17 protein-coding genes are annotated in these 24,989 nt (G+C 38.7%); 14 read left to right on the top strand and 3 right to left on the bottom strand.

Annotated features, from left to right (window positions below):
* Window position 1: 1 nt before the first annotated feature.
* Entirely contained in the window at window positions 2-424 is a 423-nt protein-coding gene (locus BCM40_RS14550; protein ID WP_065525250.1) for a Na(+)/H(+) antiporter subunit B, read from the bottom strand.
* Window positions 411-2,813 carry a Na+/H+ antiporter subunit A gene (locus BCM40_RS14545; RefSeq protein ID WP_065525251.1) on the bottom strand — a complete coding sequence of 801 codons (2,403 nt, stop codon included), beginning with the start codon at window positions 2,811-2,813 and terminating at the stop codon, window positions 411-413. The genes BCM40_RS14550 and BCM40_RS14545 overlap by 14 nt, the downstream gene beginning before the upstream one ends.
* 321 nt (window positions 2,814-3,134) lie before the next feature.
* Between BCM40_RS14545 and BCM40_RS14540 the strand changes: the two genes are divergently transcribed.
* Window positions 3,135-3,824, top strand: a complete 690-nt coding sequence (locus tag BCM40_RS14540; RefSeq protein ID WP_065525252.1) for a universal stress protein — start codon at window positions 3,135-3,137, stop codon at window positions 3,822-3,824.
* 70 nt (window positions 3,825-3,894) lie between these two features.
* Complete coding sequence (locus BCM40_RS14535; RefSeq protein WP_065525253.1) at window positions 3,895-4,536, top strand: pentapeptide repeat-containing protein; 642 nt, start codon at window positions 3,895-3,897, stop codon at window positions 4,534-4,536.
* A gap of 173 nt (window positions 4,537-4,709) precedes the next feature.
* Here the strand turns inward: BCM40_RS14535 and BCM40_RS14530 are convergent, their stop codons facing one another.
* The gene (locus BCM40_RS14530) at window positions 4,710-6,206 is read right to left on the bottom strand and encodes a peptide MFS transporter (protein ID WP_065525254.1); all 1,497 of its coding nucleotides are present in this window, start codon (window positions 6,204-6,206) and stop codon (window positions 4,710-4,712) included.
* 564 nt (window positions 6,207-6,770) lie between these two features.
* Here BCM40_RS14530 and BCM40_RS14525 point away from each other — a divergent pair.
* From BCM40_RS14525 to BCM40_RS14470, 12 genes are all read left to right on the top strand, one after another.
* Complete coding sequence (locus tag BCM40_RS14525; RefSeq protein WP_058384189.1) at window positions 6,771-7,127, top strand: helix-turn-helix domain-containing protein; 357 nt, start codon at window positions 6,771-6,773, stop codon at window positions 7,125-7,127.
* 137 nt (window positions 7,128-7,264) lie between these two features.
* Window positions 7,265-8,050 (top strand): SDR family oxidoreductase, encoded by a 786-nt coding sequence (locus BCM40_RS14520; protein WP_065525255.1) that lies wholly within the window; start codon window positions 7,265-7,267, stop codon window positions 8,048-8,050.
* 226 nt (window positions 8,051-8,276) lie between these two features.
* Window positions 8,277-10,052: a DNA helicase RecQ gene (recQ, locus tag BCM40_RS14515; protein WP_065525256.1), complete on the top strand. Its 1,776-nt coding sequence runs from the start codon at window positions 8,277-8,279 to the stop codon at window positions 10,050-10,052.
* A 252-nt stretch (window positions 10,053-10,304) separates the two neighbouring features.
* Window positions 10,305-14,891 carry a glutamate synthase large subunit gene (gene gltB / locus BCM40_RS14510; protein ID WP_065525257.1) on the top strand — a complete coding sequence of 1,529 codons (4,587 nt, stop codon included), beginning with the start codon at window positions 10,305-10,307 and terminating at the stop codon, window positions 14,889-14,891.
* Window positions 14,892-14,962: 71 nt separating this feature from the next.
* Window positions 14,963-16,450 carry a glutamate synthase subunit beta gene (locus BCM40_RS14505; RefSeq protein ID WP_065525258.1) on the top strand — a complete coding sequence of 496 codons (1,488 nt, stop codon included), beginning with the start codon at window positions 14,963-14,965 and terminating at the stop codon, window positions 16,448-16,450.
* A gap of 249 nt (window positions 16,451-16,699) precedes the next feature.
* Complete coding sequence (locus BCM40_RS14500) at window positions 16,700-17,161, top strand: hypothetical protein (protein ID WP_065525259.1); 462 nt, start codon at window positions 16,700-16,702, stop codon at window positions 17,159-17,161.
* A gap of 89 nt (window positions 17,162-17,250) precedes the next feature.
* On the top strand, window positions 17,251-18,159 hold the full coding sequence (locus tag BCM40_RS14495; protein ID WP_065525260.1) for an HD domain-containing phosphohydrolase: 909 nt from the start codon (window positions 17,251-17,253) through the stop codon (window positions 18,157-18,159).
* A 127-nt stretch (window positions 18,160-18,286) separates the two neighbouring features.
* Window positions 18,287-18,757, top strand: coding sequence for a hypothetical protein (locus BCM40_RS14490; RefSeq protein ID WP_065525261.1), 471 nt, complete (start codon window positions 18,287-18,289; stop codon window positions 18,755-18,757).
* Between the two features lie 109 nt (window positions 18,758-18,866).
* Window positions 18,867-20,324, top strand: coding sequence for a circularly permuted type 2 ATP-grasp protein (locus BCM40_RS14485; protein ID WP_083394538.1), 1,458 nt, complete (start codon window positions 18,867-18,869; stop codon window positions 20,322-20,324).
* Window positions 20,324-22,195: an alpha-E domain-containing protein gene (locus tag BCM40_RS14480; RefSeq protein WP_065525262.1), complete on the top strand. Its 1,872-nt coding sequence runs from the start codon at window positions 20,324-20,326 to the stop codon at window positions 22,193-22,195. Before BCM40_RS14485 ends, BCM40_RS14480 begins: the two co-directional genes overlap by 1 nt.
* 112 nt (window positions 22,196-22,307) lie before the next feature.
* Window positions 22,308-23,753: a DEAD/DEAH box helicase gene (locus BCM40_RS14475; RefSeq protein ID WP_065525263.1), complete on the top strand. Its 1,446-nt coding sequence runs from the start codon at window positions 22,308-22,310 to the stop codon at window positions 23,751-23,753.
* 248 nt (window positions 23,754-24,001) lie between these two features.
* The gene (locus BCM40_RS14470) at window positions 24,002-24,760 is read left to right on the top strand and encodes a LysM peptidoglycan-binding and 3D domain-containing protein (RefSeq protein WP_065525264.1); all 759 of its coding nucleotides are present in this window, start codon (window positions 24,002-24,004) and stop codon (window positions 24,758-24,760) included.
* Window positions 24,761-24,989 lie beyond the last annotated feature (229 nt).

Here is a 24,989-nt window from a genome sequence, read left to right as displayed (position 1 = left end):
GCTACTCATCCTCACTTATGCTAAGAATAATATTCACGACAACGCCGATGACAGTTAATGCGATGCCGGCTTCGAATATGGTAACAGTGGCCAATTCAGTTTTACCGAAAATCGGCAAATCAAAATAACCGAAACTTTGACTTAGAAAAGCGCCACCTAAAAACATTGGCGCTATTCCACTTGTCATGGCAAGAAGTACGCCAAGCCCAGAAAGCTTTTTGAAATCGATCGGCAATGCCTCACTAACGGTTTCAGAATCGTAGGATAAGAACATCAATACAAAAGCAGAGGCAATCACTAAGCCACCGATAAATCCACCGCCTGGATGATTATGTCCGGAAAAAAACAAATAAATGCCGAACGTTAAAATGATCAAAACAACAGCTTTTGATACCGTTTTTAATATCACATCATTGATGTTCATCTTTTCCGGACCCCTTTCCAAGCTTAAGGCGAATCAGTGTGTAAACCCCGAGACCAGCGATAAACAACACGAGAGATTCAAGCATTGTATCAAAAGCCCGGAAGTCTCCAAGAATCGCATTGACAATATTGTCTCCGCCCGCAAGTTCATAGGAATTTTCGAAATAACCTGAAATGCTTTCGAATAACTTTCCGCTATTGACGGTCAGACCAATCAACGTGATGGTAACGCCAGCACCAATCGCAATCAAGGCATTTCGAAATTTTGTTCGTTTTGACGAATCTTCTGCCGTCCATTCCGGTAAAAAAAGAAAACATAACAGAAATAGTACAGTGGTCACGGTTTCGATCACAAGTTGTGTCAGTGCCAAATCGGGTGCGCGGAAGAGAACAAAGAAAATAGCGATGGAAAATCCTAAAACCCCATTTAATAAAACGGCGGAAAGGTGTGACTTGGCAAACAAGATGCTAATTGCCGCAATCACCATTACGGCTGTCAACAACCCTTCATAAACACTAACAGGTGAGTCTGAAGTTACATCAATGGATAATGCTCCTGTATAGATCAGCACACCACCAGCTATTAAGGTAAAGAATATAAAGATATAAGCAAAATATGAAGGTAAGTGTCCTGTCATATAATGTGTGGTAATCCAGTTAGATACTCTTTTTAAATTCTTCAGAAATGAGTTGTAAATAGCAGTGAAAGTCCATCCTGCTGGTTGAAAGCGGATGATTTTAATCCAACTGCGGAAAGTAAGGAAAAGAACGGTTCCAACCATTACAATGCCTAATGTCATAAATAATTCTGTATTAAAACCATGCCATGCATAAATGTGAGGGGTAGCTCCAGAAATTTCTGGAATGATGCCGTTTAATGCAGGTCTTAGCAAATGATCACCCAATAAATTCGGAGCAAAAAACAAGCCAATAATAAATACACAAAGTATAGCTGGAGAAACAAGCATACCTAGCGTAGGTTCTACCGGTTTTCTATCGGCCTTTTTCGATTGAGGTGTCCCGAAAAAAGTGCGAAATACGAAAATCATGCAGTAAACAAAAGTAAATACCGAAGCGACCCACGCGATAATCGGAATCACTAATCCCCAAGTTGAAGCGCCAAATATAGGTAGTCTAGCCGCATTAACTGAAGCTGTAAAAAACATTTCTTTACTTAAAAAGCCATTTAAAAATGGTAGACCAGCCATTGAAAAGCTTCCAATTACAGCAAATGTGAAAGTGATTGGCAGAGCGGCCATTAGTCCGCCTAAGCGCCGTATATCACGTGTTCCTACTTGGTGATCGACAATACCAACTACCATAAAAAGAGCACCTTTAAATGTAGAGTGGTTAACCATATGGAATAAAGCAGCAAAAATAGCTAAACCGTAGAGAGCACCTTGCTCACCATCACCAAAATGCAACGCTGCTGAACCAAGACCAAACAAACTCATAATTAATCCCAATTGGCTAATTGTTGAATAAGCCAGCAACGCTTTTAAATCGGTTTGCCGGACAGCGCAATAGGCCCCCCAGAATAAGGTCACAAGTCCAACAAGTGTAACGGTCCAAAACCATGCTGCATTGCCAGCGAAAATGGGAGTAAAGCGAGCAACTAGATAAATACCGGCTTTCACCATTGTGGCTGAATGCAAATAAGCGCTAACCGGTGTCGGTGCTTCCATTGCATCAGGCAGCCAAATATGAAAAGGAAATTGTGCTGATTTAGTAAATGCGCCAAGCAGTATTAAAAACATCGTTGGATAAAACAAGGCATGATCTGTATATTGACCGATTGTCGCGATAATTTCCCGAATGCTGAAAGTTCCGGTGATAGTGTGCAACATTAAGAAACCAGCGAGCATACCCAATCCACCGAACACTGTAATTAATAATGATTTCTGTGCCCCATAGCGTGAATTTTTACGATGGTACCAAAAAGCGATTAACAGGAAAGAAGAAATACTCGTGAGTTCCCAGAAGACATACAATACAAGAAGGTTATCGGATAAAACAACCCCTAGCATTGCGCCCATAAAGAGCAATAGGTAGGCGTAAAAATGCGGAAAAGAATCGGATGATGACAAATAGTAGATGGAGTAGAGAACGACAAGAGCTCCCATACCTGTAATGAGTAAAGCCATAATTAAACTGAGGCCATCAAGGTAAACAGTAAAGTTAATGCCTAGTGAAGGAATCCAATGAACAGTTTGCATTAATGTGTCACTATTAGAAATAGCGGGGATATGTACTGCGAAAATACTAAACAAGGTTAATGGCACAATTAGCACGAGCCAGCCAAGGTGAATTGATCCAACTCGGTTATGTATAAGTGGAATAAGGGCAGTAAAGAAAAAAGGGATAAGAATGGCTAAAATCAATAGATACACAGCAAAACCTCCTGTTAATAGACTAGTTAAGTATGTTTGAATGTAAAAGTCACAAAGCGGGTATATAATGAGGACAAAAGGTTTACGCTTGTCCCGTCTTGTACTATAGTAAGGAGTTCGTAAAGCAATCAATCTAAATTATACAGGAAATCAGTGTGATTTTCATTTGTCAGCTCATGGCGACTGGAGATCTATAATGTGAAGACTGGATGATAATTCCAAAAGAAGCTTGCAGAACTTGATTTTCTCTATAGGAAGAAGTATAATTTCATAGTTTTGAATGTCAGTATATAGATCATATTTTCAGTGAGGTGAACATAAATGAAGAAAATCAGAGGACGAATGGATGAAAGTATTTTGGTATGTGTTTTTTACGGACCGAATGGTGAACGTTTGATCAATCGGGGTAATAAGCTTGCTACTATGCTGGATTGTCCGTTGTATATTTTAACGGTAGATTCGAGGCCTGTTGATGAATTTGATGCTGAAAAAGCCTCATATATTGAACGATGGAGAGAACTTGCTGAAGAATATGGTGCGGAGGAATTTATTGTTCGTGATAATGAAAAGCGCCCGACTGCAAAAGTCATCGGAGATGTTGCACATGATTGCAACATTACGCAAATTGTCATGGGGCAGACTGCGAGAAGTAGATGGGAAGAAATTACCAAAGGTTCGTTCTTGAACTTGTTGCTTCGTGAAATTCCTTTTGTAGACTTGCACGTTGTTTCTGTAGCGCGCACAGTTAAAGGCGTTGAAGGTGATGAATTTGAAAAAGGGGTCCGCTGTTACTTGATGAAAGACGGCGATACCTACAAGGTCAACTTTACACAATCGAAAAATTGTCAGCTTGAAGGGATTTTCTTTAAAGAAATTGGTACCGATTTTGATAACGGAATCTTTAAATTCATGCACGACAATAAAATATACCAAGTTGAAGTAACAGAAGATCGAATCGAATTGCCTGAAATTATTGATGAATGTTTGGGTAAAGAATTAGTGAAAAAATAAATACAGTACAATAAAAGACTGCTTCGTCATGGAAGCAGTCTTTTATCTATTTAAGAGGAGAGGATATATAATGAAGAAAATGAAAAGGTTAATACCGATACTCCCAAAAAAGTTAGAGACGCGCTCTTTTGTTGAGGCGTTAGATGATCACTACATAAGCAATTGCCGCATTTCCCAAGAAACCATTGATTTTACTACAGAAGAAGCGCTACATATCGACAGAGTTGTATTTGAAAACGTTAAGTTTGTAGAAGCTAGTTGGCCGCGTTCCGAGTTTGTAGACGTAATTTTTCTAAATTGTGATTTATCCAATATGGACATGAGTCGTGCAGTTTTCCACCGAACGGAATTCCGGAACTCCAAATTGATGGGCGCAAATTTCGCCGAAGCAGGAATTCGCCATACGCTTTTTGAAGAGTGTATTTTAAATTATGCCACTTTTGGTTTTACTTTATGTAATACGGTGAGCTTTGTTTCTTCTGCTATGCGATTTGCAGACTTTTATGAGATGGAACTAAAGAGTAGCGAATTCCGGTTATGCGATATGAATGAGATTAACTTTACGCAAACGAGTCTTAATGGAATCGATCTTAGCACCAATTCGTTTGAAAGTATTCAAGTGTCGATAGACAAACTTCAAGGATGTACCGTCTCCACAGACCAAGCAATCGCTTTCGCCCGTCAAATGGGAATGATTATAGCAAATGGCTAATATTATAGAAGAAACTTTTAAAGAGGCATATTTTTATAGCACACTTGACGAGTAAGCGGTTTTTTTAAATGAAGCTGCATGATGCGAAATGAAATGAGAAGATTTTTTCAAGTAAAGACAAAACCCCGACAGTTTAAAAAACTGTCGGGGTTTTGTCTTTACTCTTCTAACTATTAGCGAACACCTTTCATGAAGCTTTGAATGCGTGGTGCAAAGGCGAACAACGCAATACTTAGAACGATTGATACACCACCGATGATTCCGAAATACATCATTTCGTTTTCAACTGTGTAGAACTTAACCAATTGCGCGTTAATTGCTTGAGCGGCAGCGTTAGAAAGGAACCATAAGCTCATTGTTTGAGCTGAGAAAGCAGTAGGAGCCAGCTTTGTTGTTGCAGATAATCCAACTGGAGATAGGCAGAGTTCACCTAATACAACGATGAAATAACTAAGAACGAGCCAAAGTGGATTTACCAATGCTGATGGTCCTCCGAAATAAGCTGGTAACAAAATAACTAAGAAAGATAAACCGGCAAATAGCAATCCAAGAGAGAACTTTTGCGGAATTGAAGGCTGTTTGCTTCCGAGCTTAACCCACATCCAAGCAAAAACTGGTGCTAACATGATGATGAATAATGGATTTAATGATTGGAACCAAGCAGGAGAAATGGTGATTCCTGCAAACTCAAGATTTGTACGCGTATCTGCGTATGCAGCAAGAATCGTAGAACCTTGCTCTTGAATCGCCCAGAACATTACTGAAGCGATGAATAGCGGAATATAAGCCAATAGATGTGAGCGTTCCACATCTGTTGTTTTTTTGCTGCGATACATGACGGTGAAGTACAAAACTGGAATTAAGATACCGAAAATCCCGACAATCCCAACAAAACTATTAAATGTTAACAACCCTGTTGGAATCCCAACTGCGATTGCTGCTGCAATTACCAACGCAACAATAGTGAAAGTTTTAATCGTTGCTTTACGTTCTGAAGGCAATAATGGGTTTGGCACAACAGTTCCTGCCAAGCCAAGATTTTTTTTCTTTGTAAGAACAAAGGTTACTAGACCAAGGAACATCCCAATAGCGGCAATACTAAAACCTAAGTGGAAGCTGATCTTCATTCCGACCGTACCAACGATTAAAGGAGCTAAGAAACCACCCATGTTAATCCCCATATAGAAAATACTGAAGCCTGCATCACGGCGGTCATCGTTTTCGGCATAAATTTCACCAACTACACTCGATACGTTCGGTTTTAATAAACCGGTACCCAGTACAATTAAGACCATTGAAACAAAGAATAAAGCAAGATTTCCAGGGATTGCTAGAGCAATATGCCCAAGCATAATAAGTATTCCACCGTAAAATACAGCTTTAGAAGTACCAAATATCCTGTCGGCTAACCAACCACCGATAATTCCAGACATGTAAACCAGTGATCCATAAATAGACATGATCGATAAAGCTGTCGTCTGATCAAGACCAAGTCCACCTTCAGACATTTCATAATACATATAGAAAACGAGGATGGCTCTCATTCCGTAATAAGAGAACCGTTCCCAGAACTCAGTGAAGAATAGTGTGAACAACCCTTTTGGATGACCAAAAAAGCCTTTTTGTGGAACGCTTTTAACAATCTCTTGACGAGAATATTTTTCAGACATCGTACTAACCTCCAATTTGTTTATTCTAACATAATACTTTTTTTGGTTAAAAAAATCAAAATTAATTTTATAATCAACAAAAATAGCTTTTTTTCAATTCTATTAGTCTTTTAATTTTACTTTTTGTTTTTTTAAAATAATTATTAAATTCGGAATATGGAAGCTTTCTGTTATTCTTTTGTAGAGGATCATTTACTGATTTAAGGTATTTCACTGGCAATTAGTTTATATAGAAGAAAGTCATTACGGGCAGTTTCTTCATCTTTTAAATCTATATTTGCTTTCAATTTATTAAATATGAAGTGTTTTACAAAAAGTGATTTTGGTTTGAAGGATAGGTTTTTGCTTTAAAGTGTCTATTTACCTGTTATTTGAAATAATTTTCATAATGTTAAAATAAGTAAATAATATAACCTATAAAATTACCATTTTTAGTAATCTTTAGTTGTTGTTCACTAATTATTCACAATTTTTTTAAATAATAACCATAAATATATTGCGAAAAAACTCAAAGTGCAGTATATTTAAAATAGTTAGAATATTATTTAGGGAGCAGGAATGTAAATGAAACAGTTAAGCAAACGAATCAAGGACTTAAGAGAAGCTAAAGGACTATCTACTGAAGAATTGGCAGAAGCAATCGGCTTTGCGAAAAGCACGGTTTGGGCTTATGAAAGTGGGAAAAAACAGGTCTCTGTAGTACATCTTGAAAGACTTGCTGATTATTTTGAGATTTCGGTCGACAGTTTGTTGGATCGCGACGAACGGACTATTAATGTGGATCTTCAAAATACTAGTTTCTTAAATGACTACAATTTAATGCTAGATGACCAGCCACTAAACCAAACTGAGATTGCTGAGGCTGCTTCATTCATCCAAGTTAAACGCCGTATGGGCAGTTATGGTGCAGCTACTTCATAATTGTCAAAAGGCCGATATAAAAACCCCACTCTTTTAAAAGAGTGGGGTTTTTTTGATTAATTGTGCTTTGTGTTTAGTTCCTCTTCTTCTGGGAAAACAGAAAACATAGTAGAACAAACTTAGGAAGGATGGATTTGATGACTAAGACGGTATTTATCACAGGTGCGGGAAGTGGTTTGGCGAAAGGAACTGCTTTCGGCCTTGCGGAAAAAGGGCATAAAGTAATCGCGCCGGTTGAAACAGCTCCACAAGTCACAGCTTTACGAGAGGAAGCGGCGTCAAAAGGGCTAGAATTAGAAGTTTTTAAAATGGACATAAAAAATCCCCAAGATTTAGCACAAATGCTTGAATATGATTTTGATGTTTTCGTAGCGAACGCTGCAGTGAACGAAGGTGGACCTCTTGCAGAAGTACCAATGGCGAATTTCAGAGAGTTGTTTGAAGTGAATGTCTTCAGCACTTTGGAAACTGCGCAAATTGCTGCACGAAAATTTGTGGAAAAAGGAAAAGGGAAGATTATTTTTATGTCTTCGATGGCTGGTGTTACAGCAACCCCTTATGTAGGACCTTATACCGCAACTAAACATGCCATAGAAGGAATTGCAGCTACTATGCAAAAGGAATTAAAAGACCACGGTGTTCAGGTAGCTACGATTAATCCAGGTGCTTTTGCAACAGGGTTTAATGATCGTAGTGCAGAGGCGAAATGGAAGTGGTACGACGAAGCTATTCACTTTACGCGCAAAGAAGACATGGCCGAAGCGGATCAAGCTCTAGAAAATCAATATGATCCTGTTGAAATGATTGAGAAGATGGTAGAAGTTATTCCTCTTGATACACATAAATTCCGTACTGTTTTCCCAGATGAAACAGCGGAACAAATGAAAGAAGAACAAGAGCAACGGTGGAATATGGAAATTTAAAAGAGAGAGTTAAAAGGATAGTCAGATTAAGTGTGAAATAACTCCTAAAGCGCAGGGTATTTCTTGAACTAAATAGGAATAAAAGAAACGTCCTTCAACTGCAACCTTGAAGGGCGATTTTTTTTGACCCTAATTATAGAAGCTCTACTCAAGTTTTTGGCACAGAAAAAGATATAGAAATGTGGTAAGCTAACTCATACGATACGAGTATTAGGAGTGTTCTATTTTGTTGGAAAGCGCAAAAAAATTACTACAGTCTCACTTTGGCTATGAGTCATTCCGGGTCGGTCAGGAGCAAGCCATTACGCAAGTTTTTGAAGGGCATAATTCAATTTGTGTCATGCCGACAGGTGGAGGCAAGTCAATGTGCTATCAAATTCCGGCGCTTGTGATGGAAGGGACCACGATTGTGGTGTCTCCTTTGATTTCGTTAATGAAAGACCAAGTGGATGCACTTTTAGCAGCGGGTATTCCGGCTGCTTATATAAATAGTTCTCTCGATTTTGATGAAGTCCGCGAAACGTTAATGGACGTTCAACGTGGAGCGATTAAATTGCTCTACATTGCCCCGGAACGATTGGATTCAGAAATGTTCTTGAACGAATTACAAGGAGTTCATGTTCCATTGATAGCGGTTGATGAAGCTCACTGTATTTCACAATGGGGTCATGATTTCCGTCCGAGTTACCGTTTGATTAGCCGAATGACGGAATTGTTTCCAAATAATCCGACGGTATTGGCGCTGACTGCCACAGCAACTCCTCAAGTTCGCGAAGATATTTGTCGGATTTTGAATATAGAAGAACAACATACTGTCATGACCGGTTTTGAACGAGCAAACTTAACTTTTTCAGTCGTGCGAGGGCAAGACCGAGAGCGATTTGTAAAAGAGTATGTAGCAAAAAATGATAAAGAAGCCGGTATAATTTATGCTGCTACACGCAAAACAGTAGATGCGGTTTATGAGATGCTCATAAAAAAAGGCATTAAAGCGGCCAAGTACCACGCAGGCATGTCGGATCATGAAAGAAAAAGTGGTCAAGAACGTTTTTTAAATGATGAAGTTACTGTTATGGTAGCGACAAATGCATTTGGTATGGGTATCGACAAATCGAATATTCGCTTTGTTATTCATTACCAAGTGCCAAAAAACATGGAAAGCTATTATCAAGAAGCCGGACGTGCAGGACGAGATGGTTTGCCAAGTGAATGTATTGTACTGTATGCGTCGCAAGATGTTCAAACGCAACGATTTTTAATCGATCAAGCGCAAGATCCTAGTCGAATCCCTGGAGAACTTGTGAAATTACAAGGGATGGTGGACTATTGTCATACTGAAAATTGCTTACAGCAATTTATCATCCACTATTTTGGAGATACGTCGGCTGAACTTTGTGGACATTGCGGGAATTGTTTGGATGACCGAGAAAGTTTAGATGTCACAAAAGATGTCCAAATGGTGCTATCTTGTGTGATTCGAATGGGGCAAAAATTTGGGAAAGTTATGACGGCTCAAGTGTTAACAGGGTCGCGCAATAAAAAAGTGCTGGATTTTGGTTTTGATAAACTCTCGACTTATGGCATTTTAAAGCATCAAAATTCAAAAGAAGTGTCAAATTTAATCGAATTTATGATTTCTCAAGAATTGCTAGCCGTCGAACAAGGCTCGTTCCCGACGATTTACGTTCCAGATGGTGGAAGAGATGTCTTGTTAGGTAAACGACAAGTACTAAGAAAAGGTGCAGTAGTAACAAAGCAAATTGCTACCAACGACCCCTTATTCGAAGAGTTACGTGTTATTCGTAAAGGATTGGCAGATGAAGCAGGTGTTCCGCCTTTCGTTATTTTTTCTGATAAAACCTTACAAGATATGGTGGCAAGAAAACCGCAAAATGAAATTGAATTTTTAGAAGTGAACGGTGTAGGTGCTAATAAGTTAGAAAAATACGGAGAAGCATTTTTGCATGCAATCCATTCTTTTAAGACTATAACAGGTGAATAAATATAAGTGAAAAAACCCCATATAAAATGGGGTTTTTTAATTTTTAAATTGTCTGACTTGTATAAACATGCAATGTTTTATTATAGGGGTATTTTGTTTAATAATCAGGAATTGGAAACGGTTTCATTGGTGTGGTGGGGATTCAGTACTATTATTAATATTTTTTTACTCGAGGGAATTGTATATATATTCAGACTTATGATATACTATCAAAATATTATGACACATGAGTGTTGTGAAGGAGGCGGTTTGATGAGTAAAAAAGAGTATCCAATCCCACAAGGACTTTATCATCCAGATCAAGAGCATGAGGCGTGCGGAATAGGGATGATCGCCAATATCAATGGGGAAAAATCACACGCAATTGTACAGAATGCGATAAATATACTGTGTAACCTAGAGCACCGTGGCGGACAATCCTCAGATACTAGCACTGGAGATGGCGCTGGAATTTTGACTCAAATTCCACATCGTTTTTTCCTTAAGCAATGTGAAAAAGAAGGAATTACTTTGCCGGAAGAAGGAAAGTACGGCATTGGTATGCTCTTTATGCCCCAAGACTATGAGTTACGCATGAAGACAAAAGAAATGATTCATCAAATTATCCAAGAAGAAGGACAAATTTGTTTAGGATGGCGTCCGGTCCCAGTCAATGATTCATTTGTTGGTAAAGTAGCTTCAAAAACCAAGCCGGTTATCCGACAAGTATTTATCGGTGCGGCGCAAGGTTTAGAAAACCGAATTGATCTCGAGCGACGACTTTATATTATTCGGAAGCGAATCGAACAGGCGATGCTCGGAAAAGACGATTTTAAAGACGTGTATTTTAGCAGTCTTTCAGCAGGTACAATTGTTTACAAAGGCATGCTTATCCCAGAACAATTAGATTCGTTTTATATAGACCTCAACCACCCTGAATTCAAATCAGCGTTAGCTCTCGTCCACTCTCGTTTTAGTACGAACACCTTCCCAAGTTGGCAGCGTTCGCACCCGAATCGTTACTCAATCCACAATGGTGAATTTAATACATTGAGAGGAAACGTCAATTGGATGCGTGCCCGTCAAGTGCTGTGTGAATCACCTGCATTTAATAAAGACGATCTTAAAAAAGTTTTGCCTGTAATTGATGAAACGGGTAGTGACTCTTCTATGTTCGATAACTGTTTTGAATTTTTGCATTTATCTGGAAGATCCCTTGCTCATACAGCAATGATGATGGTGCCAGAACCATGGGTTAATGACCCAACAATCAAAAAAGAAAAAAGAGATTTCTATGAATACCATAGTACGTTAATGGAACCATGGGATGGCCCAGCTGCTCTCGTCTTTACAGATGGCAAGCAAATAGCGGCTTGTCTGGATCGCAATGGCCTCCGCCCTGCTCGTTATTATGTGACGAAAAGTGGAATGATCGTTATGGGTTCAGAAGTCGGTGCATTGGATATTTTTGCTGACGATATTATTTACAAAGATCGCTTACGTCCAGGCAAGATGTTGTTAGTTGATTTAGAAGAAGGCAAAATCATTCCCGATGAAGAAATCAAACTGCAAATAGCGGCAGAAATGCCTTATAAAGATTTTATCGAGAAAAATATGTTTGATATGGAAGATCTTCCAGAACCGGTAATGCCATCTAAATCTAATGATGCGGAACCGTTAATCAAAAGGCAGTTAGCTTTTGGTTACACAATGGAAGAAGTTCAGAAAATCATTAAACCGCTAGCGACTGAAGGGAAAGATCCTGTAGGTTCGATGGGCTATGATTCCCCACTAGCTGTTTTATCGAAAAAACCGCAGCTTCTTTACAATTATTTTAAACAATTGTTTGCACAAGTAACGAATCCGCCGATTGATGCGATTCGTGAATATATTATTACAGCTGCACGGACCACTATTGGTGCAGAAGCTAACTTGGTTCAACCAACAGCAGAAAGTGCGCGTCATATTCGATTAGAAACACCCATTTTAACAAATGCAGAACTTGAAAAATTGCGTCAGCAAGATCTTCCGGCCTTTAAGCCTGCTACAATTTCAATTTTATTCAAAAAATCCGAAGGCACAGCAGCGATGGAAGAAAGATTAGAAGCTGTTTTTAAAGAAGCGGATCAAGCCATTAAAGAAGGCGCAAAACTAATTATTTTGTCTGACCGTGGCGTAAATGAAGAATATGCAGCCATTCCTGCACTTTTAGCTGTTTCAGGTTTACATCATTATTTGATTCGTCAAGAAACGCGTGTGCAAATGAGCATCTTGCTAGAATCTGCAGAACCTCGTGAAGTGCATCATTTTGCGGCTCTTCTTGGGTATGGTGCAGAAGGCATTAATCCTTATTTAGCTTTTGATACGATTGAGAACTTAATCGAGATAGGCGATATTCCGAATGTTAGCTTTGAAGAAGCAGAAACGACATACGTTAAAGCTGTTACAGATGGCATTATCAAAGTATTGTCTAAGATGGGAATTTCAACGATTCAAAGTTATCGAGGGGCTCAAATTTTTGAAGCTATCGGTATCCATATGGATGTTATTAACAAATACTTTACTCGTACGTCTTCACGTTTAGGCGGAATTGGTCTTGATATTATTGCAAAAGAAGTTCTTATGAGACATGCAGCAGCTTATCCTGTAGCTCAAGGAGACGATCAAGCGCTAGAATCGGGGGATGAGTTCCAATACCGTGAAAATGGAGAAAATCATCAATACAACCCGAAAACTATTCATACACTGCAACATGCATGTCGTACAAATAACTACGATGTCTTTAAAAAATATACGAATTTACTAACTGATGAAAAAGCAAATCTTCAATCATTACGCGGCTTAATGTCCTTTAAAAAACGAACGCCAGTACCGATTGACGAAGTCGAAACGGTTGAAGAAATTTGTGCGCGCTTTAAAACGGGTGCCATGTCTTATGGTTCTATTAGTAAAGAAGCGCACGAAGCTCTTGCGGTTGCGATGAACCGCATTGGGGGAAGAAGTAATTCAGGAGAAGGCGGAGAAGAAACTTCACGTTTTATCCAGGATGAAAATGGAGATAACCGTCGTAGTGCGATTAAACAAGTCGCTTCTGGTCGTTTTGGCGTAACAAGCCATTATTTAGTGAACGCAGATGAAATTCAAATTAAAGTAGCACAAGGAGCTAAACCAGGAGAAGGCGGACATTTACCAGGGAAAAAAGTTTATCCTTGGATTGCAGAAGTTCGTGGTTCTACTCCAGGTGTAGAACTGATTTCACCTCCACCACATCATGATATTTATTCAATTGAAGATTTAGCGGAATTGATTTTTAACTTGAAAAATGCTAATCCTACGGCACGTATTAGCGTTAAATTGGTATCGGCTGTCGGTGTCGGAACGATTGCAGCGGGTGTTGCAAAAGGTCGTGCGGATGTCGTATTAATTAGTGGTTATGACGGAGGAACTGGAGCGGCACCTAAAACAAGTTTGAAGCATACCGGCTTGCCTTGGGAAATCGGTTTAGCGGAAACGCATCAAACGCTGTTGTTAAATGGCTTGCGTGATCGCATTGTTGTTGAAACAGACGGCAAAATGATGACGGGTCGCGATGTTGTAACAGCAGCTCTACTTGGAGCTGAAGAATTTGGATTCTCGACTGCGCCTTTAGTAGTGCTTGGTTGCGTCATGATGCGCGTATGTCACTTAGATACATGTCCGGTTGGTATTGCCACTCAAAATCCTGAGTTGCGTGAAAAATACGGCGGAGATCCAGAGCATGTCGTTAACTTTATGCGCTTTATCGCAAGAGAAGCACGCGAGTTAATGGCAGAGCTTGGTTTCCGTACAATTGATGAAATGATTGGCCGCACAGATGTTATCGAAGCGAACCAAGCGATTGATCATTGGAAAGCGGGCGGCATTGATTTAACGGCTCTGTTGTATCAGCCAGACTTACCGGAAAAAGTAGGGCGCTATGCAACAATCAAACAAAACCACGAATTGGAAAAAACTTTAGATTATCAAGAATTATTGCCGCGTTGTAAAAAAGCAATTGAAACAGGAGAACGTGTCGAAGTGGCAACAGCAATTCGAAATATTCATCGAGCAACTGGAACTATTGTGGGTAGTGCTATTTCTAAGCGTTACGGTGCGGAAGGGTTGCCAGAAGATACCATCAATTTGAATTTCCAAGGATCAGCCGGACAAAGTTTCGGAGCATTTATTCCAAAAGGAATGACGATGAACTTAATCGGAGATGCCAATGATTTTGTTGGAAAAGGATTATCAGGTGGTAAAATACTGGTTTACCCAGCATTAGACTCAACCTTCCTCCCAGAAAAAAATATTATTATCGGGAATGTTTCGTTTTATGGAGCATCTGCCGGTGAAGCATATATTTATGGGGTAGCAGGCGAGCGTTTTGCAGTTAGAAACAGTGGAGCAAACATTGTTGTAGAAGGTGTTGGTGACCATGGCTGTGAATATATGACTGGCGGTCGAGTTGCGATTTTAGGACAAACCGGCAAAAACTTCGCAGCAGGTATGTCAGGAGGCGTAGCATACGTCCTTGATGAAGAAGGAACATTTAGCGAACGATGCAATGCGGAAATGGTTCATTTACAACCGCTTGCTGAACCAGCAGAAATTGAAGAGTTACGCGAAATGATTAAAAAACATGTGCACTATACTAGCAGTCGAAACGGAGAACGTTTATTAGCAAATTGGGATATTTATTCGGCTAAATTTGTACGTGTTATTCCAAAAGCTTATCTTCAAATCAATGAAAGAATCGATAAGTTGCAAAGCGGCGGAATGACAAGAGACGAAGCTGAAATGGCGGCATTTGAAGAAAGTAAAATGGCCGGAGCAGGGAAGTAAGTCTGTTCCCGCTCAAAAATGATTTAACCCAATGATTTTTAAAATGAGCAATTGTGTATAGGAGGGAAACTATGGGGAAACCAACAGGATTTATGGAATACGATAGGCAAACGGTTAAAGAGCGCCAACCGGCTGAACGGACAAAAGACTGGAACGATTACACCATCCCTTTATCAAATGAAGAAGTCGCAAAGCAAGGTGCACGATGTATGGATTGTGGCGTGCCAACATGTCATACGGGAATGGAACTGGATAATGTAACGACAGGATGTCCTGTAAACCATCTCATTCCGGAATGGAATGATCTTGTCTATCGTGACCAGTGGAAAGAAGCATTGCACCGAGAGCATTTGAAAAACAATTTCCCAGAGTTTACCGGAGTAGCATGTCCAGCACCTTGTGAAGGTGCCTGTGTATTAGGCATTAACGAACCACCTGTAGCGATTCGTACGGTTGAGCGCTCAATTATCGAGCGTGGATTTGCAGAAGGTTGGGTAGTGCCAGAACCACCTAAAACACGGACTGGCAAAAAAGTTGCCGTTATTGGTTCGGGTCCCGCAGGTCTTGCTGCCGCAGCTCAGTTAAATAAGGCAGGCCACTTAGTAACAGTCTTTGAGAAAAGTGACCGTGTTGGAGGTTTGCTAACATATGGCATTCCGGAAATGAAGCTGCCATATGACATGGTGACAAGACGTGTGGATATTCTTAAGCAAGAAGGCATTACGTTTATAACAAGTGTAGAAGTAGGGAAAAACTACCCTTCTGCTAAACTAAAAGAAGACTTTGATGCAGTTATTATGTGTACAGGAGCGACTGTGCACCGAAATATTGATGTGGAAGGCCGCGAATTAAAGGGTGTTCACTTTGCAATGGACTTTTTACACGCTAGTACAAAAAGTCTGCTAGATTCAAACTTTGAAGATGGCAAGTATATTTCTGCAAAAGACAAAAATGTTATCGTTATCGGAGGCGGAGATACCGGAACAGATTGTTTGGCTACTTCCGTCCGTCACGAATGTAAGAGCCTGGTTCAGTTTGATGTATATGATAAAAAAGGCGCTATTCGTGATGAAAAAGGAAATCCTTGGCCGCAATATCCAAAAGTTCACCGTATTGAATATGGTCACAAAGAAGCGGCGGCAACTTTCGGAGAAGACCCACGAGCTTATGCGGTTATGACTAAGAAATTTGTTGGCAACGAACAAGGTGAATTGAAAGAAGTGCATACCGTCAATGTGAAATTGAAAATTGATGAGCAAGGCAATCGAATCCGTGAAGAAATTCCAGGCACTGAAAAAGTTTGGAAAGCAGATTTGGTGTTGATTGCTATTGGCTTTAGCGGTCCTGAACAAGAACTGCTACAACAATTGGAGATTGAAACAGAACCGAATTCACGAGCAAAAGCAGAGTATGGCAAATACAATACGAGTGTAGAAGGCATTTTTGCAGCAGGCGATGTACGTCGCGGTCAAAGTTTAATTGTTTGGGCGATAAACGAAGGCCGAGAAGCTGCACGAGAATGTGATCGATTCTTAATGGGTACCACTGTATTACCTTAAACAACTAATTACACATTTTTAAGCTGTGAATAACTTCGACTTCGAGGTTATTCGCAGCTTTTTTACAGAAAATATGTTTTAAGCCAAGATATTTAATAAGTCGTTGTAGAAATTCGATAAAATGTATATACTATATGAGTAAAGAGTTGGAATTTATAGTAAAAAAATATAAATAATATACATTATTTTACTTGAAGGCAAACTGAAATTGTACACTCTCTTACAAAATAGAAATTAGGAGGAATAAATATGTTTAAAAAAGGTTTAATCGTTGCAATACTTTCTGTACTTATGGCAATGGGAATGGGCATGAACGTACTTGCAGAACTGAATGTACCACCTGTTGAATACGATACTTCAAAAGAAATGACACCAGAAATTGCTGCAATTATTGAAAGTATCGAAAAAGCGAATGTAAAGATTTATACAGAAATCTATAAAGTACAAGGTGAGACTAACAGTTTGTACAAAAAATACCTTGAAGACTTAGAGGCTACTCAAGATGAAACACAAAAAGCAATGTTGTGGAAAAAATATGATGAAAAAATTAATGAGATGATTAAAAGTTTAGATGCAAAAACACAAAGCATTACGAAAAAAGAAGTAGAAAAAGCTAAAAGTGCAGGAGTTACAGTTGAAGTAGTATGGATTACAGTACAATTTGCTGATCGCGAAGCAAATATTGATCCAATGGTCGGCGTTGGTTGGTGAAAATTATTTCCTAAAAAATTAATAAAAGTGTAAAATAAAAGCATAGAGCTTTCTATGCTTTTATTTTTTATATATAAGGAAGTGGACTTATGAAAGGCTTGGAAATATTAGAGAATGGGTTTCTTGAACAAGTTAATAACGGAAGTACGACGCTTAGCCTATTAGGTCGTGGTGAAGGAATTGAACTGATGAAACAAGCCTTTTTAAAAGATACGCTAATTATTCTTTTTCCAGGAGAGAACGATACTGTCCAAGAATTCTACTATATTCTAGAGGGACAGATGGAAGTAGAGATAGATAACGAAAAACGGTTACTTAAAGCACATGATTGCTTTTCGGCAAAAAACTTAGAGCAAGAAGTTTATTTTACAGCGACAACGGATGTCTCTTTTTTATCGATTTCCACAGCACCTACTTTTCATTATATGAGCGATATGATTAAAGAGTTGCGCAAGATAGGAAAAGCTGTCGAAAAAAAAGATCGCTATACACATAAACACAGTTCTCGAGTAGCTCATTATGCCGTTAAGACAGCATCTAAAATGAAATTAAGAAAAGAACAAACAGAGGGCTTGCTATTAGCCTCTATATTGCACGATATAGGGAAAATTAATATTCCAGAAGAAATTTTGAGAAAACCGGGCAAACTAACAAACGAAGAATTTGACTTGATGAAAACACATCCGGGCGAAGGGGCTGCTATGATTCGTGAAACACCTTATGCGGATATTGCGGCCATCGTTGAACAGCACCATGAGCGTGTAAATGGAAAAGGATACCCGTTCGGACTAAAGGGTGATGAAATATTGATTGAAGCTAAAATTATTGGAGTTTGTGATACATTCGATGCCATGACAGAAGACCGCGCATACCGCGCTGCTTTTTCTGCTGAATATGCGATGGCTGAAATTAATAGTTTGATTGGAATTCAATATGATGAGGCAGTTGTTAAAGCCTTTGAACAAGTTTTAATAGAAGAAGGTAAATTGAATTTATAACGAATGTGAAGAGACACCTAGAAAATTTCAAGGTGTCTTTTGTTTAATGAGAAATGTTTGAAAAAGAAAAAAATGGTCAATACTTTATACACAATAGTTTCTATACTTGCGAAAAGGAGAGGTTCATATGGCTAGAAATTCATCAAGTGGAATATTTGGTAAGCTCGTATTAATCGGTCTCGGTGCGTTAATCGGTGCAGCAATGACTCAGCAGAAAACTATGACGGATGGAACTACTCAAACCAGTAAAGAAGACATAAAGGCAAATATTAAAAAAGGGCTCGATCGGTTAAATGAACAGTCTGGTGGCATGGTGGATAAAGTAAAACCAACGGTCAACAAAGCTGTGGAAAAAGTGAAAACAGCAATAGATGCTCAGCAAGAAATGATGAATAAAGAAAAAGAAGTATTGGATAAAGCCAATAAAGAATTTCAAGAGTCGACATCTAAAACGGCCGATCGCTCTTCAGATGACCAAAGTAAAAGTTCTTCAGATTCCAATAAGCCGACGGGTGGGGTTTATGGTGGAAGCACGGAATATAGCGAATCTTTGAAAAAAAATCAATCATCTTCAGAAGATTCAACATTTGGAAAATGATTTTGTTATAATAGAAGTAAGATAAGCTATGCGCGTTTGCAGAAACGGCATAGCTTTTTCTTACTCATTTTTTGTCTGAATATTCTATGTATTGAAGGGGGTCACCGGTTTGTTCAAAACTTATTCAACTGGAGCATTTTTTGATGAAATGTTTACGCCACATGGAAAGCCGAAATCGCATTACCGAAAATTCTTTGAGGTTCTTCAAAAATTTTCAAACGATGAGCTTAGAGAAAAGCACGAGACCGCTCAATTGTCATTTTTAAGACAGGGCATTACATTCACTGTATACAACAATAATGTTGGGACTGAACGAACAATGCCTTTTGATTTTGTTCCAATTATTATTCCTTCCGAAGATTGGGAAGTGATTGAAAAAGGAATGATTCAACGTGCAGAAGCACTCAACCAATTTTTAGAAGATGTTTACAATGAAAAACGTATTCTTCAAGATGGAATCGTCCCAAGGCGATTAGTAGAAGAAAACCCTTATTATTATGATGAACAAGTAAAAGGCATCGACATTCCACTAAAAAACCACATTTTTTTAGCGGGTATTGATTTGATTCGTGATGAAGAAGGGAAGTATCACGTACTTGAAGATAATTTACGAAACCCTTCAGGCTTGTCATACGTGTATCAAAATCGATATGTTATGCGCCAAGTGTACCCCGAATTTTTCGCTAACCAGTCTGTTCACACCCTCGAGCACCAATTGTCTCATTTGCATCAAGCGATATTAGATCATGCACCAGAATCAAGAAAAGATAAAGCTTTTGCGGTTTTGTTAACGCCAGGTATGTATAACTCTGCTTATTATGATCACGTATTTTTAGCTCAACAAATGGGAATCGATTTAGTAGAAGGACGGGACTTGATCGTCAAAAAAAATATTGTTTATATGAAGTCTATGAGAGGCTTGAAACGGGTAGATATCATTTATCGCCGAATTGATGATGATTACTTAGATCCGGAAGCATTTTTAGCCGAGTCTGCGTTAGGGGTCCCTGGACTTTTGATGGCTTATAGAAAAGGCAATGTAGCCATTTTAAATGGCATTGGCAATGGAGTGGCTGATGATAAAGCTATTTATGCATATGTTCCGGACATGATCCGCTATTATTTGGGAGAAGAACCAATTATCGATAATGTCAAAACGTATCTATTAGACAATCCTGAGGAGCGGGAATGGGTATTGGATCACTTAAACGAATTGGTAGTAAAAAATGTGGGTGCGTCAGGTGGCTACGATATGTTAGTCGGGCCACATGCTTCTGAGGAATTGATCGAAATATTCCGAGAGAAAATTATTGAAACACCCCACCAATATATTGCTCAGCCAACGATTAAATTATCTCGTGCTCCTGCATATCAAGGAGAAGAATTTTATCCATGCCATGTTGATTTGAGAGTCTTTGTAGTAAGAGGTGAAGATACGCATGTTATGCCAGGCGGACTTTCCCGAGTTGCTTTAAAAGAAGGTTCACTTGTTGTCAATTCTTCACAAGGTGGCGGTGGAAAGGACACATGGGTGTTCAAAAATAAAGAAGAGGAGGCGGACTCTTGATGCTTAGTCGTGTAGCGAATTCGTTGTATTGGATGTCGAGAAATGTAGAAAGGGCAGAGAACAATGCTCGCATTCTAGACGTGCAATTATTGCAAATGATTGAAGCCTCTGACGAAGAGTTGGCCCGAGGCAGTGATTGGAAGTTGGTTTATGAGATTTGTGCTTCGACAGAAACGATGGAGAAAATCCAGTCTATGCCGAGCTATCAAGAAGACCAACTTGTTTATTATTTGGCAATGGAAGAAAGCAATTTTAACTCTGTTGCAAGTTGCGTAAAAGTTGTTCGAGAAAATGCTCGAATTAGTCGAGATCACATTCCAGATGATTACTGGGAAGCGTGGAATCGCTGTTATTTAACCTTGCAGGAGATGGACCACCAAAGCTGCACAGTGAAAGAAATGCGAGACTTCCTCGAACAGGTTAAGCTAACCTCATTGATTACACAAGGTATTGTCGAGTCTTCAATGCCTCGAGGCGTACCCTACCAAATTATCAAAATTGCTAAATGGTTAGAGCGTGCTGAAAAAACGGCTCGTATCTTAAATGTAGTTTGCGAGCGAACGTTAGAGCGGTCGTTTCAAACTCAGTCCGAAGACTATTATTATTGGCTAGCTGCTTTAAGGATGACTAATGGATATAACGCTTATTTAAAAATGAATCCCCCTCAAATGAAACCTAAAAAAGTATTGTCTTTTCTAATTGCCAATACGAATTTTCCGCGTTCAATTCGCTATTGCTTGGCACACGTCCGTCAAGCAGTTGACGAATTGGAAGGTGGAAAAATTTCACATTATTCATGGGAACTTTACGCGAAATTAGATCAACTACAAAAAGAGTTTAAGGAAATCAGTATGGATGAGTTGAATTCAGATGAAATTATGGATTTTCTGAATGACTTTCAAAATAATTGCAATGAAATTGGCCATATCTTTTCGAAAACCTATTATTTAAGCGATTCCGAGACGAAATTGGTAGGATCTAGCCAATCACAGAGCATGGGCGCGAAAGGAATTACTACTATGAAATATAAGATTGAACACACGAATATATTCGAATATGACACAATCGTTGACCAAAGCATGAATTCGATTCGCTTAAAACCGAGAACCGATGAATGTCAACGTCTTCTCTCTTATCGCGCAGACATTACACCTGCTTCATTGACGAAAGAACATATTGATATTTGGGGAAATCATGTAGAAACCTTTTTCATTGCGGAGCATCATCAACATTTAGAAGTTAAAACCAGCTCTATTGTCAGTATTCAAAAAAGTCCGTTTATCCATCGAATCGATTATTCTCCGGAAATGAATGCTATTTTTCATTCGCAATTGTTTGGGGAGCATTATTTGGCCTTTTTAAGCAATACAGCTTACACGTATTTAACTCCCGAACAAATGAGTCAAATTGATCGTGAACTTGGAATGATGAAAAATCCGGTACAATATGCGATTGATGTCATGGAATATATTCATCAACACTTTACGTATGACGGAGATTCTACTACGGTTCATACAAAAGCAGAAGAATCATTTTCTCTTAAAAAAGGGGTTTGCCAAGATATCACCCACGTGATGCTTGGTATCTTGCGTAGTAAGCATATACCAGCTCGTTACGTTAGCGGCTATTTGTATGTGGGTGAAAACTCTGCACTTGTTGGTGATGCTGCGAGTCACGCCTGGGTAGAAGTAATGGTGCCAGGTATTGGGTGGGTTGGCTTAGATCCAACGAACAATGTAGAGGCATTAGAAAGTCACATCCGTGTTGGGGTTGGGCGAGATTACAATGATGTGAGCCCAGTTCAAGGTGTATACCGTGGAGGTAGTCAGTCTTTGGACGTAAAAGTTTCAGTAAGCTTAATGGATCAATAACAAGTAGCGTAAGAAAACTAGATATAACTTAATAATCGTTTAACTGCAGAATTTTCTAATCCGTGCGATAATAAAAGAACCTGAAATTTTTGAACGGAGATGGAGAATAATTATGAGTAACAAAAAATTTAACGAATACAATATTAGTGAACAAATCGTAAAAGCACTTGATGGCCTTGGGTATACAAAACCGACAGAAGTACAGGAAAAAGTTATCCCTGTAGCCCTTTCTAAGACTGACCTAACAGTAAAGTCGCAAACCGGTAGTGGGAAAACAGCAGCATTCGGTATTCCGATATGTGAGCTGGTTGACTGGGAAGAAAACAAACCGCAAGCGCTGATTTTGACGCCAACACGTGAACTGGCAGACCAAGTAAAAGAAGACATAACAAATATTGGGCGTTTTAAACGTATTAAAGCTGCAGCAGTTTACGGTAAACAACCATTTGCTTATCAGCAAGCAGAACTCAAGCAGAAATGCCATGTTGTAGTTGGCACTCCAGGTCGTGTGTTGGATCATATCGAGCGTGGAACATTAAAATTAGAGCAAATTGAGTATCTTGTTCTTGACGAAGCAGATGAAATGTTGAATATGGGGTTTGTTGAACAAGTAGAAGCAATTATTAACAAATTGCCAAAACAGCGGACAACGATGCTTTTTTCAGCAACATTGCCTGAAAATGTAGAAAAACTACAGAAAAAGTACATGATTGATCCTCAACATATCGAAATTGCCTCTACAGAAACGTTGACGGATCAAATTGATCATTCGTTATTTGTTGTAGCAGAGCAAAAGAAGTTTTCACTATTACGTGATGTGACGATTGTGGAAAATCCGGATAGCTGTATTATTTTTTGTCGCACAAAAGACAATGTTGACTTTGTAATGGAACAATTAGAAAAACATTATTACACATGTGATAAATTGCATGGTGGCATGTTGCAAGAAGACCGGACGGCGGTTATGAACGAATTTAAGCGTGGAGAATTCCGATATTTAGTAGCAACTGACGTAGCAGCTCGTGGAATTGACATTGACAGCATCACGCATGTCATCAATTACGACTTACCAATGGAAAAAGAAAGTTACGTGCACCGTTCAGGTCGTACAGGACGTGCTGGGAAAACAGGTAAAGCCATTTCGTTTGTAACGCCAAACGAAGATAAATTTTTAGCTGAAATTGAAAGCTATATCGGATTTGAAATTCCACATAGAACCGCACCTTCTGTTCATGAAGTGGATGCAGCGATGCAGGCATTTACAGAAAAACTAGAAAGTCGTCCGAAATTAAAGAAAAACAAAAACGAGCAAGTCAATAAAGATATTCTGAAACTGTATTTTAACGGTGGTAAGAAAAAGAAACTCCGTGCTTTTGACTTTGTAGGAACGTTAACAAGTATTCCCGGAGTGACAGCTGAAGATATCGGGATCATTAAAATTCAAGATACGGTAACGTATATCGATATTTTAAATGGCAAAGGTCCGATGGTATTAAAAGCAATGAAAGATAAGACCGTTAAAGGCAAAACATTGAAAGTTCATAAAGCAAATAAATAAATAAGCTGACACGTACTCTTTGAGAGTGCGTGTTTTTTATTTCCCGGGGAATATATTTCAAGTGCAACATATGAAATGGTCTAAAAGTCTTTTAAAAACCCATTATTTAGGATAAAAATTAAGCCTTAACCATACTTATGTCACAAAAAGAAGTCATATTGTAATGAAACTTATCTCTAATTGTTACACGTTTGTAATATTGCCGTGCTATTTTGGTTGTACTAAGAAAAAGCAAAGGGGATAGCGGATTGAAAAAACTATTGATGGTCTTGAGTTTTGCACTGATTTTATTCCTAGGCACTTCGATTGAAAGTTCAGCAGCATCAAACGTATACATAGTAAAAAGTGGAGATTCCCTATATAAAATTTCAAAAATGAACAATGTGTCAGTTAGTAACTTAAAAGCTTGGAACGGTTTAAAATCTAATACGATTTATCCAAACCAAAAAATAAAATTAAAAAAGACAACAGTAAAAACAGTTTCTAAAAAAGCATCTACTTCTAAAAGCGGAAGTTCGACAATATACACAGTGAAACGTGGAGATACCCTCTACAAAATTTCAAAATCACAAAAAGTGTCAGTTAGTAACTTAAAAGCTTGGAACGGTTTAAAATCTAGCACGATTTATCCAAATCAAAAACTTAAGTTAAAGAAAACAGCAGCAACAACAGTTTCTAAAAAAACAACTCCTTCTCGTTCAACAAGCGGTTCGGTAGCAAAAGAATTCACAGTGAGTGCGACTGCCTACACAGCATACTGCAAAGGATGTTCTGGTATAACAAAAACAGGGATTAACTTAAAGAAAAACCCAGGTCTTAAAGTTATAGCAGTGGATCCAAGAGTTATTCCGTTAGGTTCGAAAGTTCACGTAGAAGGCTATGGCTACGCAGTTGCAGGCGATACTGGAAGTGCAATTAAAGGAAATAAAATTGATGTCTTCATCCCAACTCAAAGCAATGCGCTTCGATGGGGACGCAAAAACGTAAAAATAAAAATACTAAATTGATATAAAGCCAGCTCATTTTGTGAGCTGGCTTTTTTAATGAATAAAAATATAATGGATTAAAAATAGATTCAACATAGCAATTGAATAGATAATCAACGAGCATTCTCAGAAACTGTATATCTAAATGTGAATAAAGACATATAAAAAGTCGAAAGAGGGTAAATTCAAATAAATAGTCTTTTTAATAATCGGGCGGTATAATATTTGTATAACTATTGTAGAGTTTACG

Origin of the sequence: Planococcus donghaensis (assembly GCF_001687665.2) — a bacterium.
Lineage (GTDB): Bacteria > Bacillota > Bacilli > Bacillales_A > Planococcaceae > Planococcus > Planococcus donghaensis.
The sequence above is the reverse complement of the archived record's forward strand: the minus strand, read 5'-3'. Positions and strand labels throughout refer to the sequence as shown.